This is a genomic window from Vibrio chagasii (assembly GCA_041879415.1).
Taxonomy (GTDB): Bacteria; Pseudomonadota; Gammaproteobacteria; order Enterobacterales; family Vibrionaceae; genus Vibrio.
Genome location: CP090851.1, coordinates 1,110,602 through 1,129,852 on the forward strand (window position 1 = coordinate 1,110,602; position 19,251 = coordinate 1,129,852).

Annotated in this window: 14 protein-coding genes; 11 read left to right on the forward strand and 3 right to left on the reverse strand. The window is 44.9% G+C overall.

The window, feature by feature from the left end:
• Positions 1-29 precede the first annotated feature (29 nt).
• The 3 genes from L0991_04875 to vgrG are packed head-to-tail and all read right to left on the reverse strand — an operon-like array spanning position 30 to position 2,942.
• Entirely contained in the window at positions 30-329 is a 300-nt protein-coding gene (locus tag L0991_04875) for a PAAR domain-containing protein (GenBank protein ID XGB63402.1), read from the reverse strand.
• Between the two features lie 9 nt (positions 330-338).
• The gene (locus tag L0991_04880; GenBank protein ID XGB63403.1) at positions 339-899 is read right to left on the reverse strand and encodes a hypothetical protein; all 561 of its coding nucleotides are present in this window, start codon (positions 897-899) and stop codon (positions 339-341) included.
• Positions 900-959: 60 nt separating this feature from the next.
• Positions 960-2,942, reverse strand: a complete 1,983-nt coding sequence (vgrG, locus tag L0991_04885; GenBank protein ID XGB63404.1) for a type VI secretion system tip protein VgrG — start codon at positions 2,940-2,942, stop codon at positions 960-962.
• Positions 2,943-3,314: 372 nt separating this feature from the next.
• On the opposite strand from vgrG, the gene L0991_04890 reads away from it, so the two are divergent.
• From L0991_04890 to L0991_04940, 11 genes are all read left to right on the forward strand, one after another.
• Positions 3,315-6,488: a transporter substrate-binding domain-containing protein gene (locus tag L0991_04890; GenBank protein XGB63405.1), complete on the forward strand. Its 3,174-nt coding sequence runs from the start codon at positions 3,315-3,317 to the stop codon at positions 6,486-6,488.
• Positions 6,489-6,868: 380 nt separating this feature from the next.
• Positions 6,869-7,588, forward strand: a complete 720-nt coding sequence (locus L0991_04895; protein XGB63406.1) for a GntR family transcriptional regulator — start codon at positions 6,869-6,871, stop codon at positions 7,586-7,588.
• Positions 7,589-7,625: 37 nt separating this feature from the next.
• The gene (gene prpB, locus L0991_04900; GenBank protein ID XGB63407.1) at positions 7,626-8,522 is read left to right on the forward strand and encodes a methylisocitrate lyase; all 897 of its coding nucleotides are present in this window, start codon (positions 7,626-7,628) and stop codon (positions 8,520-8,522) included.
• 159 nt (positions 8,523-8,681) lie between these two features.
• A complete protein-coding gene (prpC, locus tag L0991_04905) occupies positions 8,682-9,872 on the forward strand; it encodes a 2-methylcitrate synthase (GenBank protein ID XGB63408.1) in 1,191 nt (396 codons plus the stop codon).
• A gap of 78 nt (positions 9,873-9,950) precedes the next feature.
• Entirely contained in the window at positions 9,951-12,605 is a 2,655-nt protein-coding gene (acnD, locus tag L0991_04910) for a Fe/S-dependent 2-methylisocitrate dehydratase AcnD (GenBank protein XGB63853.1), read from the forward strand.
• A gap of 9 nt (positions 12,606-12,614) precedes the next feature.
• Positions 12,615-13,787 (forward strand): 2-methylaconitate cis-trans isomerase PrpF, encoded by a 1,173-nt coding sequence (gene prpF / locus L0991_04915; protein XGB63409.1) that lies wholly within the window; start codon positions 12,615-12,617, stop codon positions 13,785-13,787.
• Between the two features lie 112 nt (positions 13,788-13,899).
• Positions 13,900-15,804 (forward strand): propionyl-CoA synthetase, encoded by a 1,905-nt coding sequence (locus L0991_04920; protein ID XGB63410.1) that lies wholly within the window; start codon positions 13,900-13,902, stop codon positions 15,802-15,804.
• Between the two features lie 131 nt (positions 15,805-15,935).
• Complete coding sequence (locus tag L0991_04925; GenBank protein ID XGB63411.1) at positions 15,936-16,382, forward strand: hypothetical protein; 447 nt, start codon at positions 15,936-15,938, stop codon at positions 16,380-16,382.
• A gap of 237 nt (positions 16,383-16,619) precedes the next feature.
• Positions 16,620-17,021 (forward strand): glycine zipper domain-containing protein, encoded by a 402-nt coding sequence (locus L0991_04930; GenBank protein ID XGB63412.1) that lies wholly within the window; start codon positions 16,620-16,622, stop codon positions 17,019-17,021.
• 190 nt (positions 17,022-17,211) lie between these two features.
• Positions 17,212-17,691 (forward strand): GNAT family N-acetyltransferase, encoded by a 480-nt coding sequence (locus tag L0991_04935; protein XGB63413.1) that lies wholly within the window; start codon positions 17,212-17,214, stop codon positions 17,689-17,691.
• An 83-nt stretch (positions 17,692-17,774) separates the two neighbouring features.
• Positions 17,775-19,187 carry a phosphatase PAP2 family protein gene (locus tag L0991_04940; protein XGB63414.1) on the forward strand — a complete coding sequence of 471 codons (1,413 nt, stop codon included), beginning with the start codon at positions 17,775-17,777 and terminating at the stop codon, positions 19,185-19,187.
• Positions 19,188-19,251 lie beyond the last annotated feature (64 nt).

The following is a 19,251-nucleotide window of genomic DNA, read 5'->3' on the forward strand; positions in this document are numbered from 1 at the left end:
TTTGTGAAACCCTATGAAATGTAAGGTGTTTAGCCTCCAATCATCACTGTTGGCATACCCAAGACAATAGTGCCACCGTGGCTTGTGGTATCGCCCATACGAGCGGCAGGTTTGCTCATAATGAGAACTGTCGCGCTGCCTTTGATGATGCTATCAGGAGGACCAACACAGACACACATGTCGCCGAGTGTTGCTGCGGGCATATTACCAATCAGAACAGTCGGAACACCGGGCCCACTGATTGGCCCGCCAACATGCGGGATAGGGGGGACAGCAGGTGTTTGCATTGGGCATACATGCATGTCGGTGAGTCGTGCGGCTAATGTCATCGGTAACTCCTATGCTTTGCTTCCCTTGGCAAGCTCAAGTGCTATACCGATGGATTTTTTGTAGTACTCGTCTGTTTTGTCCCAATTTGGTAGCGCTGCCGAGTGGTTAATCGCGCCAGCTACTGCCTTAGAGTATAGAAAAGGATCTGGAAGAACCGTTGGCAAATCTGGTGCCACAATACTGCCAGCTCCGTTCCAAAATACCGCTTGCGCCAACCAGGATGGGCCACAATTTAAATTGAGCTTGTTTGAGAATAGTTCACTCTTGCGCCTTTGCTCTTCTGATGGCGATTTAACCCACGCTTTTGCTGTAGAGATACATTGCTTTTGCATGGTAGACCACACGTCATTTCTTGCATCGAGTGTATGCGCTCCCCACCAAATAGCTTCACGAACGGGAAGCCCGTGAGCAAGAAGTTGAACCAAGTCGAAGTAAAGTTCGTTCTTTAACAGAGCTTCAATGGAGTCGTTGATGCTGAGATCTTCATCGATCAGTGCCTGAGCTTCGTCTGAGCTAGAGAACCGATCGATTAATTGCCGGCCTGTTTGATACGGAATCTTTTTATACATTTTTTTGTTCTACCTAAATTTGTGCTGCGGTCCGGTTTAAGTATTAGCGGCTTGAATCTGCTAATTCACCTTAACAATCGCACCTTTTAGCTCGCCCATAACACCACCATCAAATGTACCTTTTAAGCCAGATTTAAACTCGGCACTCAGTGAGCCCTCAGCGGAAAGGGTAGTATCTGCTTTAATCGCCACGCTAAGGCCTTTGATACTGTTAGAGCTTGTTGCTTCGAGTGCTGTGGTTACACCAGATATTTTGTTCGCCGATGTTGCCTTGCTGGTCACGTTCATCCCTTCAAGATTGAGTGCGCTGCTAGCTTTGATGTCAATGTTGCTGGCTTCAATGCTAATCGAAGAGGAAGACATAGTAATTTTGCTTGATCCAACGGTTAGCTCAATTTTGTCATCGGCTTCTAACGAGATGGATTTACCTTTTTCGCTGATCGCTTTGTCTGAAGTCAGTGTGTAGTTGTCCTCTGTAGAGACTGTGACTTGTTTGGTCGTCTTCTGAAGCAATTCACCTTTGATGGTTTCAGTTAGGTTGTTTTCTACTTCCTTGGTGAAATCTTTGGTGGCATGCATGTACATGAGTTCATTGTCTTTCTTATCATCAAAATAGAGTTCATTGGCTAATCCACTTAGCTTGGTGGTGATGCCTGTTTTGGTTGAGTTTGCTTCTTTGTAAGGTGGTGGATTTTTACTGTTGTAGACACTGCCGGTGATGATAGGTTGGTCTGGATCTCCATCGATAAAGCTCACCAAGACTTCTTGTCCCACTCGCGGAATAAACTGTGCACCATAGCCGCTGCCTGCCATCATTTGAGCGACACGGACATAGCAACTGGTTTTGTCACCTGAAGCTTCAGTATCCCAATGAAACTGGATTCGAACTCGACCTTGGTCATCTTGGTTAATTTCACCAGCGGTGCTTCCTGCAACTACAGCGCTTTGTAAACCGTGTATTTTGGATTTATCTCTCGGCGTCGGGTAATTTGGAATTGAAGTGTCGATCAGTGAGAGGTTTGTTTCACAATGGTTGTCACTGTTGTAACTAATACGGAGCTCAGTAACGAGATAGTCGCCAAGCTGAGACTTATCTAGGTGTGACGACAATGAAAACCAAGTTCCTAGTTCGAATGAATCATGCTGTGCTTCTGCGTGGACGGTTTGATAGTTTTGCTCTAGTTGTTCAATACGTCGTTTGACTAGGTTACTGGCAAGGTCTTCCATTCCACCGGTAATACCAAGGCTTGGATAGTATTGTTTGGTTAATTTGGTGTTGTTCGCGATCTTGTGACTCGATTTCTTCTCTTTACTGCTCACCAGTTTGCTTTGTGAGTAGTCATAAGCAGTGAGCTCGATACTTGCACCATGAAACTGACCTTGCGGCATCCATTTATCTATAAAAGGATTGCTGCCGGAAGGCGTCTCAATCATATCCATTTTACTGGCATCTGATTTTTGAAATGGACTTTGTGCGTCTTGGAGCATCATCAAGTGATCAGAATCGCTGTGTTGGAAAAAATAATGAACGCCTTCTTCCGCTAATAAACGACTGACAAAGTCGAAGTCACTTTCATTGTATTGGACACAATATTCTCGTTTAGAAGAGGGCATGGTTCCTGTTTTGAAGGATCCGCTAAAGCCCGCTTGCGTTAATACGTCTGAAACGATGTCTTTGGTTGATTGGCTTTGATATACACGAAATGAGTGGGTGTGTTTTAGCAACCAGAACCAAGGTCTAAGAGTGACGCGGTAACTCGAATATTGCAGGTTGCTGTCCATACCCAACAGCTGAACTTGCGTAACAATACCATTGAACACTCGGGTAGCAGTTAGGTTATCGGTATCATTGACAAATCGTGTAACCGCGAGCTTTTGACCAAGCTGGTCGTCGATAACAAAGCTTTTAGATATGAGCGTTAATTCTATTTTAAACGGCTTCGATAAATATTCAGAAATAGTCAACTCGCTGACTGCATGCTCATTGCTTTTAGAATCTTTTGCCACAATGGTACTGGCAGAAGGGGAGAAATTATCCGTCATAGGCTCGCCTGATAATGCTCGAAGGTGTCTCGACATAAGTTCATGTCAATACTAACGAACTGACTAAATGTTAATGTTTTATATCTAAATTTATAGCATAAAGTAAATAATATAATAGCTGTAATGACAAAGGCGTGAGGTCTTTCTATTTTATGAAAACAAATGCCATTAATTTAATTGTGGTAATTGCATGTTGATTTATATTGTTAACTGTCATTTAAATTCAAGAATATTGCGACGTAGAGAGGGATATAGGGATATCTTAATTAATATATAGAATAATGTGTTGATAGAGGTGGAATCGCGTAGTAATAATAGAGATATTGCTAGCGTGTTACATTTCTAAGCTAGTGGTTATTCAAGGATAGAATAATGACAAACACAAAAATCTCATTACGGGTGACCGTTGGCGGGATGTTTTTACTTGCAACGGTACTTACGGCAATTGTTGCTGTATCACTTCAATATTACTTCAGTAAAAAGATGGCGACTGAGCATACCTTGTCAAAACTGACGATGGTGTCTCAAGACTTAAGTGACTATATAGGTAACGTCGACTCAGACGCGATTAATACAGCACGCTTGCTCTCTGCTGTGCATCGATCTATCAGCCATCAAATATCCAGAGAAGAATCGCGTGGGATTCTGTCTGAGGCGATAAAAGATAATCCTCTCTTCTACAGCATTTATATCGGTTCATCTAACGACAACTTTTTCCAAATTATTAACTTGGAATCATCACCTCATGTTAGAGATAAGATAGGTGCACAGAATAGCGACCGTTGGGTAGTCATTGAAATCCGTAACCAAGATCAAGGTAGGATTCGTACCACTAAATACTATGACTTGGATTTTAATCTTAGAGATTCTAAGACAGAGCCAAGCAACTACTTTCCAACCACAAGACCTTGGTATGTCTCTGCCAATACCGAGACTGTCGAGAAAACCCAGCCTTATTTATTTCAACACCTTCAAATCACAGGCCAAACATATTCATTAGCGTTTGAATCCAAAGCAGTGAGCGACACTCAACATGTGATAGGGATTGATATTGTTTTGTCTTCGTTAGCGAGTAAGCTTTCTGCGAGTGCGTTGGATTTGGATGAAGACAGTAAAGTTGAGTCTTTCCTTTATTCAAGGTCAGGCAACATCATCGCGTCTAATCGCAATTATCAGTCGAGTAACATACTCCCTCAAGCTAGCCAAATTAACTGGTCTGCACAGCAACAAACCATAATAGACAATACATCGCCTCTATTGTTTTCAAATCAAAGTGACTGGGGGCCGATGGATTTTTCGGTATCAGGAAAACCACACGGCTATGCGATTGATCTATTGAAAATGATCAGTGAGATGAGTGGAGTTCAGTTCGAATTTGTAAATGGCTTCTCGTGGGCGGAGTTAACTGGCAAATTCCAAGAGGGCAGTATTGATGGCTTACACTCGGTTCAAAATTACGAAAGTAATGGCATTATCGGTTTATACACTGACCCGATTTATGAACTACCGTTTGCTGTAGTCACGAAGCGTGATGCTCCAGCCGTAATCAACTACCAAGAGCTTGATGGTAAGAGCGTCGCCATTTTATCTGGATGGTCAATTACACCGAAATTAAGGTCAGACTTCCCAAATATTAGGCTTTTGGAGTTTACGGATATTGAGGCAGCGCTAGACGCTGTCGACAACGAAGAGGTTTTTGCGGTAATTGATGTTAAGCCTGTACTGTCATTTTCATTGGATAAGTTCTTCCATCAGAACTTGAAAGTAAGTGAAGCGCTGCTTGACCTAAAAACAGACTATCCTAATCAATTCCATATCGTTTTGCAGAATAAACACCAACAGCTGTTACCTATCATCAACCAAGCCATCCAGTCGCTTACTGATGAACAGAAAATAGCGTTAGCTCAAAAGTGGTTTGATCATCATGCTTTGAATGCTGGTACGACGATTCCTTACACGGAGCTCTATGAAAAAACGGCAACAGCGACTGTTGAAGGTGAGATGGTTGAGCTAAATCTCAATGGTGAACTTAAACATCTATATTTGAAGAAGATCGATACGGGTGAGCATTACTCAGAATACTTTGCGGTAGCCATCCCCGAGGCTGAGATATACAGCGCAGTTAATAAGAGAGTTGCGACTTCGATCGGTGTGACAGTTCTGTTAATGAGCCTTACCTTGCCTGTTGCGTGGATCTTTGGTGCGCCGATTGTTCGGCCGATACGCCAGCTTGAAGCTGAAACCAACAAAGTGAAACAGCGCGATTATGATAGCGTGAGGGTGCTTGATACCCGCATAAAAGAAGTATGGGAGCTATCTGTCGCGGTTAAAGACATGGCTGCGGAAATAAAGCAGCACGAACAAACGCAGGAAGCCTTCGTCGAATCCTTTATTAAACTTATCGCGCAAGCCATCGATGACAAGTCTGCTTACACTGCAGGGCATTGTAACCGTGTGCCAGAGCTCGGTTTGATGTTGGCAGAAGCGGCTGAAAAGTCTCAATCAGACTACTTCAAAGACTTTAAATTTGAAAATGACGATGAACGTCGTGAGTTTAGAATTGCTGCGTGGCTGCATGATTGCGGAAAGATCACAACACCTGAACATATCGTCGATAAAGGCTCTAAGTTAGAAGCAAACTATAACCGTATTCATGAGGTGAGAACACGATTTGAGGTGCTTTGGCGTGACGCAGAAATTACGGCTTTGCGCAAGCAACTGGAAGGTGAGTTACCAACGGATCAGATAGCTGAAGAGTTAGCGGTAACCAAGCAAAAGCTACAAGACGATTTTGCATTCATCGCGACATCTAATGTGGGTGGTGAATTCATGAGTGATGATAAGGTCGCGCGTATTCGTTCTATCGCTGAAACAACTTGGACGCGTAACTTTGATGACCAATTGGGTTTATCGCCAATAGAGGTGATGAATCGGGTACCTAGCTCAAACTTACCTGCTATAGAGCAGCTTTTAAGTGATAGGCCAGAACATATAGTGAAACGAGACCGACCATTAGAGTTCGATCCAAAACATCAGATAAAAATGGATGTGCCTGAACATCTATATAATCTCGGTGAGGTCTACAACCTGTGTATTGCTCGTGGCACCTTGACGGCTGAAGATCGATTCAAAATCAATGAGCATATGTTGGGCACTATCAAAATGCTTGAAAACCTGCCATTCCCGAAAGAGTTAAGCCGTGTACCGCGTTATGCTTCCACTCACCATGAAACTCTTAAAGGTACAGGCTATCCAAGAAAGCTGACTGCTGAAGACCTTTCAATTCCAGAACGTATCCTGGTTATATCGGATATTTTTGAGGCGTTGACTGCTGCTGATAGACCTTATAAGAAAGCGAAGCCTATCAGTGTTGCCGTCGATATCATGTATAAAATGGCATTAGATGAGCACATCGATCTCGAACTGTTTAGGCTGTTCCTAACGAGTGGTACGCATATTCGTTATGCGCAGGAGTATTTGAAACCTGAGCAAATTGATTTTGTAGATATCAATAAATATCTAGAAGTGACTCGTCAGATAGCCTAGCTACGTGCTAGATAGCTTCATGAAGAAAAGGCGCACATGGGTACGCCTTTTTTATGTCTGCATTTTGGTGGGCATGCTGATATAGGCAAATAACGCTTGTTTTCCTAATTGAGGCCTAATTGTCGACAGGTTTTTGTAGCTTGTTTGAGCGTAAGTATAGAAGTGGATTGGTTACTCAAAATATTTATCTATATAAGACAATTGGTTACTGATTATTGTCGCCTCGTGATAGCCTGCTCTCGTTGCTTAAATAAAATACTACCTTAGTCTAAATTGTCGACAATTATCTTGATTGTCGACAATTTGATCGTGTATTTTATGTTCATGTTGTTAAGTTGTTGACAGTTTTAGTTCGACAATGAGAAGTGAGCAGAGTGAATATGAATACTGCGATAAAAGATCTTACCTTAAGCGCTAACACAAAAACGCGTGTTGGTGACAAAGAAAATACTAAGTCAGAAAGCCTGACGGAATACTTGGTTGAAGCGATAGTCAACGGTGACTTAGCGCCGGGCAGCAAGATCTCTGAACCCGAGTTAGCTAAACGCTTTGAGGTAAGTCGAGGCCCATTGCGTGAGGCGATTATGCGCGTCGAAGGGTTAGGGCTGATTGAGCGAATTCCTCATGTTGGCGCAAGAGTGATTACCTTTTCTGCTGACAAGCTACTTGAGCTTTACGCAGTTCGAGAGGCTCTAGAAGGCATGGCTGCAAGGTTAGCAGCAAGACATATCACACAAGAAGAGCTTATCGGGCTTGAAGGATTATTGTCGACACATTCCAAACATATCGATGAAGTAGAGGGGTCTTCCTACTTTCATCAACACGGCGATTTCGATTTCCATTATCGAATCATTAAAGCCAGCCGCAACAGCAAACTTATTTCTCTACTGTGTGATGAGCTTTACCACTTGTTACGCATGTATCGCTATCAATCGCCACGTGCACAGTCTCGACCAAAAGAGGCGCTTGATGAACATAAATATATCCTACAAGCAATTCGTAACCGTGATGAAGAGCTAGCAGAAATGCTGATGCGACGACATATATCCGGTAGTCGTCTGCTTATCGAACAACAAATTCAATCTAAAGACATGGATTAAAAACTTACAAAATCAACATTAAACAGGGAGCGTCATTATGAAGTTATCAGCAGGAGCGAAGTTCCGCCAAGCTGTACAAGACAATGATCCACTGCAGATCGTCGGCACTGTGAATCCGTATTGCGCGATGATGGCAAAGAACTTAGGTCATCAGGCTATCTACTTGTCTGGTGGAGGTATCGCCAATGCGTCTTACGGCTTACCAGATCTGGGTATTACCACATTGAACGATGTGTTGGTGGATGTGGAACGCATTACCAACGCATGTGATTTACCTTTGCTGGTGGATATTGATACGGGATTTGGTGGGGCGTTTAATATTGCACGAACCATTCGAGCGATGGAAAAAGCGGGCGCTGCTGCCATTCACATGGAAGACCAAGTGGCTCAGAAGCGATGTGGTCACCGACCAAACAAAGCGATTGTTAGCCAACAGGAGATGGTCGATCGAGTAAAAGCGGCAACAGATGCTAGAACTGATGAGAGTTTTGTGATCATGGCTCGAACCGATGCTCTGGCCGTAGAAGGTATAGACAGTGCGATTGAACGCGCGATTGCGTGTGTTGAAGCGGGTGCTGACATGATCTTCCCTGAAGCGATGAACCAGCTCGACCAATATGTAAAGTTCTCTGAATCGCTCAAATCAGCAACAGGTAAGCATGTGCCAATCTTGGCCAATATCACTGAATTTGGACAAACACCACTCTACAACTGCAAAGAGCTGGCACAATCTCATGTCGACATGGTGCTTTATCCACTCAGTGCATTCCGCGCAATGAACAAAGCGGCAGAGAATGTTTATAAGCACTTGCTAGTTGAAGGTAATCAGGAAGCACTTTTGGATTCAATGCAAACTCGTAAAGAGCTCTACGAACATCTGAATTACCACGACTACGAGAACAAGCTGGATCAATTGTTTTCGAGTGAAGAATAAACACAGTTTCAAACATTAAAACATCAACTTAATCCAATAACGTGAATGGTTAGTTAGTCACATCGGGTCCGTGAAATCGAATGAGATAGTTGCGGTCACTGAATATAAATAGTCAGCACCAAAGAGTGCAGGGCGGCTAACCCAGAGAAGGAGTTCATCATGTCTGTATCTTTGAGTGATAAAGCAACTGTCGATAATGCTTCAGCAGTAAACCAACAAACAAGTTCAGTGCCAGCGATTGGTGGTGCCGGTCTACGAGGGCAAAGCGCGGGGTCGACGGCGCTATGTACGGTTGGCAAATCAGGAACGGGTCTAACTTACCGTGGCTATGACATAACCGACCTTGCGAATCATGCTCAATTTGAAGAAGTAGCTCACCTGCTATTGAGAGGTCATTTACCCAGTGAAAAAGAGTTAGACGACTACAAAACATTGTTGATTGGTTTACGCGGCTTGCCTCAACCGTTGAAAGACGCTTTAGAGCTTATCCCTGCTGACGCTCACCCTATGGATGTGATGAGAACAGGCTGCTCAATGTTGGGTAACTTAGAGCAAGAATCTGACTTCTCTGAGCAGCTATCGGCAACAGAACGTATGCTTGCACTTTTCCCTGCCATTATCTGCTATTGGTATCGCTTCAGTCACGATGGTGCGCGAATTGATACACAGGATCAAAGCGAATCATGTTTAGGTGGCTACTTCTTGAAGATGCTAACGGACAAAGCTCCGAGTGAACTGCATAAGAAGGTCATGCACTGTTCGCTTACGCTTTACGCAGAGCATGAATTTAATGCTTCTACCTTTGCAGCTCGTGTTTGTGCATCAACACTATCAGATATTCATTCGTGTGTAACTGCAGCGATAGGCACATTAAGAGGTCCTCTACATGGCGGTGCGAATGAAGCGGCAATGGAAATGATCCAAGATTGGAAAACCGCCGATGAAGCTGAAGCGAATATCATGAAGATGCTTGCTAACAAAGACAAAATTATGGGCTTCGGTCATGCCATTTATCGTGAGAGTGACCCACGCAACGCGCTAATTAAACGTTGGTCAAAAGAGCTAGCACAAGAAGTTGGCGACGAGCAGCTTTACGCGGTATCTGAACGCGTTGAAGCGGTAATGAAGCGTGAAAAAGGCTTGTTCTGTAATGCGGATTTCTTCCATGCTTCTGCTTATCACTTCATGGATATTCCTACCAAACTATTTACGCCTATCTTTGTGATGAGTCGCCTTACCGGTTGGACGGCACATGTGTTTGAGCAAAGAGAAAACAACCGCATCATTCGTCCAAGTGCAGACTACACCGGGCCAGAGCATCAAGACTGGTTGCCTATTCATTTACGTTAATCCTTTTGTCTCAAGGCGACTCATATATCGAGTTGTCCTTGAGAGCCAATGAATAGAATTTTAGATAATGGTGTATGTATGTCTGATGTGAACATTGAGAAACCCCCGAGCCTTGATCAAAATATAGGCGTTGAAAATAGCCAATACAGAAAGGTTCTACCGGGAACTGGCTTAGAATATTTCGATGCCCGTGAAGCGGTAGACGCGATATCTCCGGGTAGCTATAAGACCTTGCCATATACGTCGAGAGTATTGGCGGAGCAATTGGTAAGACGCTGTGATCCAGCAGCTCTTGAAGATAGCTTGAAACAAATCATCGAGCGCAAGAGCGACTTAGACTTTCCTTGGTATCCAGCGCGTGTCGTGTGTCATGACATTCTGGGTCAAACCGCTTTAGTTGATTTAGCGGGCTTAAGAGATGCGATTGCTGACCAAGGTGGGGATCCAGCCAAAGTAAACCCAGTGGTCGAAACTCAACTGATTGTGGATCACTCTTTAGCTGTCGAACATGCAGGATTTGACAGCGAAGCGTTTGATAAAAACCGCGCAATTGAAGAGCGTCGCAACGAAGACCGATTTCATTTCATTGAATGGTGTAAAACGGCGTTTAAAAACGTCAGTGTGATTCCTGCGGGTAACGGAATTATGCACCAGATTAATCTGGAAAAGATGTCTCCGGTTATTCAATCTAAACAAGGTATCGCGTTCCCAGATACCTGTGTTGGCACCGACAGCCATACACCTCATGTTGATGCGCTGGGCGTCATTGCAATTGGTGTAGGTGGATTGGAAGCCGAGACAGTGATGCTCGGTCGCCCTTCGATGATGCGTTTGCCAGATATTGTGGGCGTTAAACTTACCGGTCAGCGACAAGAAGGCATTACAGCAACCGATATTGTGCTTGCTATTACTGAGTTTCTTCGCAATGAAAGAGTAGTTTCAAGCTACTTGGAATTCTTCGGTGAAGGTGCTCGTGCACTGACTATTGGTGATCGTGCGACTATCTCAAACATGACGCCTGAATACGGGGCGACTGCGGGCATGTTCTACATCGATGAACAGACCATTCAATACCTTAAGTTGACGGGTCGTGAGCCTGAGCAGGTAGAGTTAGTAGAGCTTTACGCTAAGCAAACCGGACTGTGGGCGGATGATCTCGATTCGGCTCAATATGAGCGTGTACTCGAATTTGATTTATCGAAAGTTGAGCGAAACCTTGCAGGACCTTCGAACCCTCATCGCCGCTTACCAACCAGTAAACTTGCCCAGCAAGGTATCAGTCAAGCCTCTTGGAAAGCGCAACACGCTGAACAATATAGCGAAGAGCAAATGCCAGATGGCGCGGTAATTATCGCCGCGATTACCTCTTGCACCAATACCAGTAACCCAAGAAACGTGGTAGCAGCGGGACTAGTGGCGAAAAAAGCCAATCAACTTGGTTTGGTTCGTAAGCCATGGGTGAAAACGTCATTTGCGCCAGGATCTAAAGTCGCCAAGCTCTATCTAGAGTCAGCAGGTTTGCTCCCAGAACTGGAGCAGTTGGGTTTCGGCATTGTCGGCTATGCATGTACGACTTGTAATGGTATGAGCGGGGCATTGGATCCGCAAATTCAACAAGAGGTCATTGAGCGCGACCTCTATTCCACTGCGGTGTTATCAGGAAATCGAAACTTTGATGGTCGAATCCATCCCTATGCTAAACAAGCTTTCCTAGCGTCACCGCCATTGGTGGTTGCTTATGCCTTGGCTGGCACGATTCGTTTTGATATCGAGAAGGACAGCCTAGGCGTAGACAGCAACGGCAACCCTATCTATTTAAGTGACTTGTGGCCGAGTGATGCGGAGATCGATGCGGTTGTTGGCGAGCATGTAAAACCACAACAATTCCAACAAATTTACGTGAAAATGTTCCAGCCAGATGATGAGCAGCTAAGCAATGAGCCGCTATACGATTGGCGACCTAAGAGCACTTATATTCGCAGACCGCCTTATTGGGAAGGTGCGCTCGCAGGTGAACGAAACCTTGCTGGTATGAGACCTCTAGCAATTTTAGGTGACAATATCACCACCGATCATCTGTCACCATCAAATGCGATTCTTGCATCAAGTGCGGCAGGTGAATATCTCGCAAAAATGGATGTTCCAGAAGAGGACTTTAACTCGTATGCGACTCACCGAGGTGATCATTTAACGGCACAAAGAGCAACATTTGCTAATCCGAAACTGTTCAATGAAATGGTCAAAGAGTCAGGGAACGTGGTGCAGGGTTCATTGGCACGAGTGGAGCCTGAAGGACAAGTGACTCGAATGTGGGAAGCGATAGAAACCTACATGAACCGTAAACAACCTTTGATTGTTGTCGCAGGCGCAGACTATGGACAAGGTTCATCACGCGACTGGGCGGCTAAAGGCGTGCGATTAGCGGGTGTTGAAGTGATCGTCGCTGAAGGCTTTGAGCGAATACACAGAACCAATTTAGTCGGTATGGGCGTCTTACCTCTGCAATTCAAAGAGGGGACGGACCGCAACACCTTACAACTCGATGGTACTGAACTTTACGATGTGTATGGCGACATCCAAGCGGGTTCAGATTTGGCGTTGGTCATTACTCGTAAAAACGGTGAAAAGCGTGATGTGCCCGTGACCTGCCGATTAGACACTGCAGACGAAGTGAGTGTGTATAGCGCAGGTGGCGTATTACAACGCTTTGCCAAAGACTTTCTCGCGCAATAGGAGCCTGTGATGAAAGTTAAACAGATAAAGGTCCCGGCAACTTATATGCGTGGAGGAACCAGCAAAGGTGTTTTCTTCTGCTTGAATGATTTACCAGAAGCAGCACAAGTTACGGGGGCAGCGAGAGACGAGTTTCTTCTGCGTGTTATTGGCAGCCCAGATCCTTATGGTAAGCAAACCGATGGTATGGGAGGCGCGACGTCCAGCACCAGCAAAACCGTCATCGTGTCGAAGAGTGGTAAAGCTGGTCACGATGTTGATTATCTCTTTGGGCAGGTAGCCATTGATAAGCCATTTGTCGATTGGAGTGGTAACTGCGGCAATTTGTCTGCGGCAATTGGTCCGTTCGCCATTCACAGTGGTTTGGTCGATTCAAGTCGTATTCCGGAAAACGGAGTGGTCGAAGTACGAGTATGGCAAGTGAACATAGAGAAAACCATTATTGTTCATGTGCCTATAGTAGATGGAGAAGTCCAAGAGTTGGGACATTTCGAGCTCGATGGTGTCACTTTCCCCGCCGCTGAAATTCAGGTCGATTTTCTGGACCCGGCAGATGGGAGTGGGTCAATGTTCCCTACAGGAAATGTGGTCGATTTCTTAGATGTCCCAGATCTAGGTTGCATCAAAGCGACTTATATTAATGCGGGAATACCGACCATTTTTATTGATGCAGAATCGGTTGGCTATAAAGGCACAGAGCTTCAATCAGATATCAACAGTGATCCAAAAGCCCTAGAAATGTTTGAATCTATCCGAGCGCATGGCGCAGTTGCGATGGGGCTTATTGATTCGTTAGAACAAGCGGAATCACGCCAGCACACCCCTAAGGTGGCCTTTGTAGCCAAACCTCAAGCGTATCAAGCTTCAAGTGGCAAGGCAGTTGCCGTCGCTGACACCGATCTTTTGGTCCGTGCTTTGTCTATGGGGCAGCTGCATCATGCCATGATGGGCACAGCTGCGGTTGCGATTGCTTCAGCTGCGAGTGTGCCTGGTACGCTAGTGAATTTAGCGGCGGGAGGAGGCTCTCGTGACTTTGTGACTTTTGGTCATCCATCAGGAACGTTAAAGGTGGGTGCTAAAGCGATGCAGACTGAGAATGGATGGAAGATAGAGAGGGCGATTATGAGTCGTAGTGCCCGAGTGATCATGGAAGGTGCCATTCGTGTGCCTTTTTCTAAATAAAACGATGCTGTAGCTGTTCCAGTAACAGCTGAGCATGCAGAGAAGAGTGCACTCAAGTGAGCCGGCTAACGCTAGGCGCTTGGAGTAATGGACAAATCATGGAGGAGACATTATGTCTGCTACAAATCGAATAGACGGTAACACGGGTTACGACACTGAATATCAATGGTCACTTAACGATCCGCAATCTTTCTGGAAAACACAATCGCAAGCCATTGATTGGTTTGAGTCACCAATAAACATCTTACAAGCCGATGAGAATGGTATCGAACGTTGGTTTCCTGATGGGGTAATGAATACCTGTTGGTTAGCGCTGGATTATCATTGTGAACATGGACGCGGTGACAAGGTTGCGCTTATTTATGATTCGCCAGTAACGGGCATCAAGACCTCTTATTCCTATAATGAACTCCGCGAACAAGTGGCAAAAACGGCAGGAATGCTTGCCGAGCAAGGCGTAACCAAGGGTGATCGTGTGGTGATCTACATGCCAATGATGCCTGAAGCCGCAATGGCAATGCTTGCATGTGCAAGGCTAGGTGCCGTTCACTCTGTGGTGTTTGGTGGTTTTGCTCCGCATGAGCTCGCAGTACGAATTGAAGATGCCGAGCCGAAGGTGTTGATGACTGCGTCTTGTGGTATCGAAATCAACAAAGTTCTACCGTATAAACCGATGGTTGACCGAGCAATCATGGACAGCCGTTGGAAACCTGAGAAAGTCGTAGTTTTCCAAAGGGAACAATGCCTAGCAGAACTCAGTCATGAGCGCGACTTACATTGGCAACAATCCGTTGTTAGCGCTGAGCCTCATGAATGTGTACCTGTTTTGGCAACGGATGCGTTATATATTTTGTATACCTCTGGTACAACGGGCAAACCTAAAGGCGTGGTTCGTGATAATGGTGGTCACGCGGTAGCGATGAAATACTCGATGAGTACCATCTACAATATGCCGCAAGACGGGGTGTTTTGGGCGGCTTCCGATGTGGGTTGGGTAGTTGGGCATTCTTATATTGTCTACGCACCACTGATTCATGGCTGCACCACGATTCTGTTTGAAGGTAAGCCAGTGCGGACGCCTGATCCGGGTGCTTTCTGGCGCGTGTGTGAAGAGTATACTGTCGATGTGCTTTTCTCGGCACCAACGGCCTTCCGGGCAATTAAGAAGGAAGATCCCGAAGGAGAGTTGCTCAACAAGTATGACTTATCATCACTCAAGTCTATTTTCATGGCAGGTGAACGTTTAGACCCGCCAACATTGGACTGGGTCGAATCTCACACGAGCAAACCGGTTATCGATCACTGGTGGCAAACCGAGACGGGTTGGGCGATTTCCGCAAATCCGACGGGGCTTGAGTCTTTGCCTGTGAAAGCGGGCTCTTCAACCAAGCCTGTACCCGGTTATCAAGTGGAGATCCTCAATGAGTTGGGCGATCCGGCACAAGCTAACCAGCAAGGTTTCGTTGCACTTAAACGACCGCTTCCTCCTGGCTGCTTACCTACGATATGGCGCAACCACGATAGGTTTGAATCTGGTTATTTGAGCCAGTTCCCAGGTTATTATGTCTCGGGTGATGGCGGTTATCTTGATGAAGATGGTTATCTATTTATCATGGGTCGCATCGACGATGTGATAAATGTGGCGGGGCACCGTTTGTCTACTGGTGAAATGGAAGAGATTGTTGGAGGTCACCCTGCAATTGCTGAATGTGCTGTGGTTGGTATTCACGATGAGCTTAAAGGTCAGCTACCGCTGGGGCTAGTTGTGCTAAAAGACGGTGTGAAGGTGGACGGCGATGACCTTCAAACGGAGTTAGTCGGTAAGGTCCGAAATGAAATTGGTGCTGTCGCCTGTTTCAAGCAAGCCTTGGTGGTCGAGAGGTTGCCTAAAACTCGCTCGGGTAAGATTTTGCGTAGAACCATCCGACAAATAGCAGAGGGTGAACAGTATGTGGTGCCTTCGACGATTGATGATCCAACAAGCTTAACGGAAATAGCTGAAAAGCTAGGCAAATAGAATGGGCTTTTATTTCTCAATGAGTAAAGCATAACAACTCGTTATGCTTTATCTAAACTCTTGTTTATTCATCTGTTGATCTAACGTGTTTACTATGGCCTTGTTATCAAACCAATAATGAGGTCTTTTTTATGCGAGCTTATCTTTTGTTAATGACTTTATTTGCTAGTAGTTTAGCTAACGCAGGTGTCTCAAAGGATGAAGCGAGTAGAGCATTGCTAGAGCCCTTAAGCCACCCTAAGGTCTTCCAATGTATCTCGAAGACGGGAGTTAACTTGTACCAAGCGGTGTTTGACATTGGTGCTGGGTATGACGCTGATCCTATTAACTCAAAAATGATCGTTAATTCAAGGAAAGGTCGTTACGAATATCAAATACTGGGCGCAGTTAGAGCGGAAAGAGCGGGTGAAATTGTTGTACTGACTCGTCACGAGGAGGATGGTGTTCAAGTCGCTGCGATGATTGATGAAGAAAACGGCAAGATACTCGGAATCGGTGATAAGTACCATTATCGTGATTGTGGCGTACGACCACCACCGACAGCAGAGAATATGCAAAACTTTTGGTCCAAAGGCTAAAAGTACGGTTAAACAGAAATGAAAGAGGCGACCTTATTGGTCGCTTTTTTATTTTCGAAAAATGAGGGGCATCGAAACCATAGCTTGAAAGATAACTATACCTTGATTGCTAACTATGTGTTGTTTGGCTAATACATAGCTGAGTATTATGTTTTGTCTAAACGTGGCTTTATTTATCTGATTTACGCTTCTCTTTAAGATGGCTTCAATCCAAACGAAGAACGAAGCGAGACTCCTATGAAATTCATCAAACCTATTCTTTTAGCTACCTTGGTTGCGACTCTTTCTGGTTGCGCGTCACCAGCAATGGACAATGAAAATGAGAACGCTGCTCGAAATCGTGGTGCGGTAGGTGGTGCTTTATTGGGAGCAACAGCAGGTGCACTGACTGGAGATGCCAGCTTAGCGGTAAAGGGCGCAGCATTAGGTGGTGTGACTGGTGGTGTTGCTGGTTCTATGAAAGATACAGACGACGCTAGAAATGCTCAAAGAACGCAAGTTATAGCTGATGGCTTGTCACAAGATAATCGAACTGACGCTGAGAAGCGAGTCGCTGAAGTTGAAGCCGAAATTAAGCTGATTGAGTTAGAGCAACAGCTTGCAGAGCTTAAAAAAGAAAAACAGGATGATGGTGTTTAATGTAATAGCACTCGTTCGATAAGTTCTGGAATGAACCAACTCAAGACTAAATGGCCACGATAATGTGGTCATTTTCGTATCTAAAACATCCTCTCCAAAGCACGAATTATTTCAATCACTTGTATAGATATCAATGGCAAGTAAACTAGACTCAATTTAGATATTAACTCGTTTGAGAACTGTACTCGTCATGAATGTCACCTTAAGGGCCGCAACACACACCGATCTAGATCAACTGAATGAGTTGATGTTTGATCTTCACCACCACCATCATATTGCCTGCCCTGAGCACTTTAAAACAGCAGAAGAGATTGAGCAGGAAAAGAGTATTGCAAGGTACTTAGATGACCCAGAGTGCTTAGTGTATGTGGCGCTCAAAGGCCAGCTAATCGTTGGGTTCATATCAGGACACTTTTGTGAGCTGATCTCTACAGTGAGCAAGCCGGTTCAAATGGGGAGTGTTGATGAGCTTTTTGTTCTTCCTGAATACCGTAAAGCAGACGTGGCGCAGATGTTGTTTCAACGTATTGAATCCACTTTTGATGACTATGGTGTCACTCAAGTGTTCGTCGAGGTTTGGGATTTTAATTCGCCTGCCAAGGACTTCTATCAAAAAATGGGGTTCACACCTCACATTCAATGGATGAGAAAGGCTTTGCACAAAACATAGACAGCGATTTTGTGTGTGTTTCATTACAATAGTTCAACTGCGATAGCAGTCTCAATTTCTTCTATTATTTGTAGGTAAATTCGTTGGTTATTCGATATCTATTGGTTCTTATTCTGTCTCTATTGAGTACTACTTCCGTTTGGGCGAACAACATCTTGCCCGATCATATTGCGGGCGCATTGTGTGTAGTACGCGCTGATAACCAAATTGTGTTGGTTGATGAGTTGATCACTGGGCAATTGTCTTTACCGGGAGGCACTGTTGTTTCTGGTGAAGATCCAGCTATTGCAGCGCAACGTGAAACTTGGGAAGAAGCAGGGCTATCTGTAACGGTCGGTGATGTACTCGGCTACACCGACAGTGCGGTTGTTTATGATTGTATCTCTGATTCTGAAGTCATCAGCTATCAAGCTCGAAATGAGTTGGGTGGCTTTGAGCTTCCCATTTGGTTCGCTCCTCATTATGGAGTGGAAGTGAGTAGGGCGATGCTACTTCCTCCGACTGCATTGCCAGCAAATCAATACCGTTATCCAGAGCAGTGGTCTGAGATTAATGAATTGTTTCTTTCTGCTACAAACCAACCTGTGACTTATGTAACGGAGCTGGTGGGCGCAGCGCCAAAAGTTCATCAAGTTGAACTAGGTTGGATTGTTTCGCTGCAAAACATGTTCGATAACCTACCTAGTATCTTTTCTAATACGGTTCTATTGACCGATATACTCGCAAAACCATGGGCTTTCATTGTGATCTTGCCATTAATCGCTTGGCATTTTGGTCGCAATTTTGCGTTGAAGTTCGGTTTCACTTTGATATCGGTGACACTGCTGACTTTGATAGCCCACCAAGGGTTCGGTTTCCCACGCCCACACGCTTATCTTCCAACATTGAAGCTAGTTATGAGCAGTGGTTACAGTTTTCCAAGTTTGTTGGCAGCGCTATGGGTGAGTTTGATTTTGTTGGTGTTGTGGAAGTTGAAACGTCTTTTTGAACAGAAATCGATACTGATAGTACTTGCTGGGCTACTTTGGATTATGCTTTTCAAAGCTTACACAGGCAGTGCGTTTTTCAGTGATGTTTTGATGGGTGGTTTGTTAGGCGCCTTAACGACTTGGCATATAGTGAGACTAGATAGTAAACCCGATGTTGATATTAGTGTGCTATTGAGTTCCAAAGGCGTGTGGTGGGGCCTATGCCTGCTATCAATCGTACTTACGGTTATCTGGCCATTGCCAACGTTCTCATTCTGGGTCGCTATTTTAATGACCATCGCTTGCTTGGTAACGTTAACGGATTCTAAACCTTTAACCGGCCAGTTCTCATTTAAGATCGTGCTTGGTGTTATGGTGATGTTGTTAGCGGGAAATCTGTTGATTAGCTGGGCGGGGAGCTTTGTTTCATTTAGTGGTATCGCTTCATTTGTCGTCGATACGCTGCGTTTCCCTATCTTGATTCTGGTTGGTGTTGTGGCATTTCGTTTGCCTTGGGCAAGAAAATAGCGAATGACCTGTTAAACAAAATAAGGCTGTGCAGTGCACAGCCTTTTTAGTATCAATGATATGG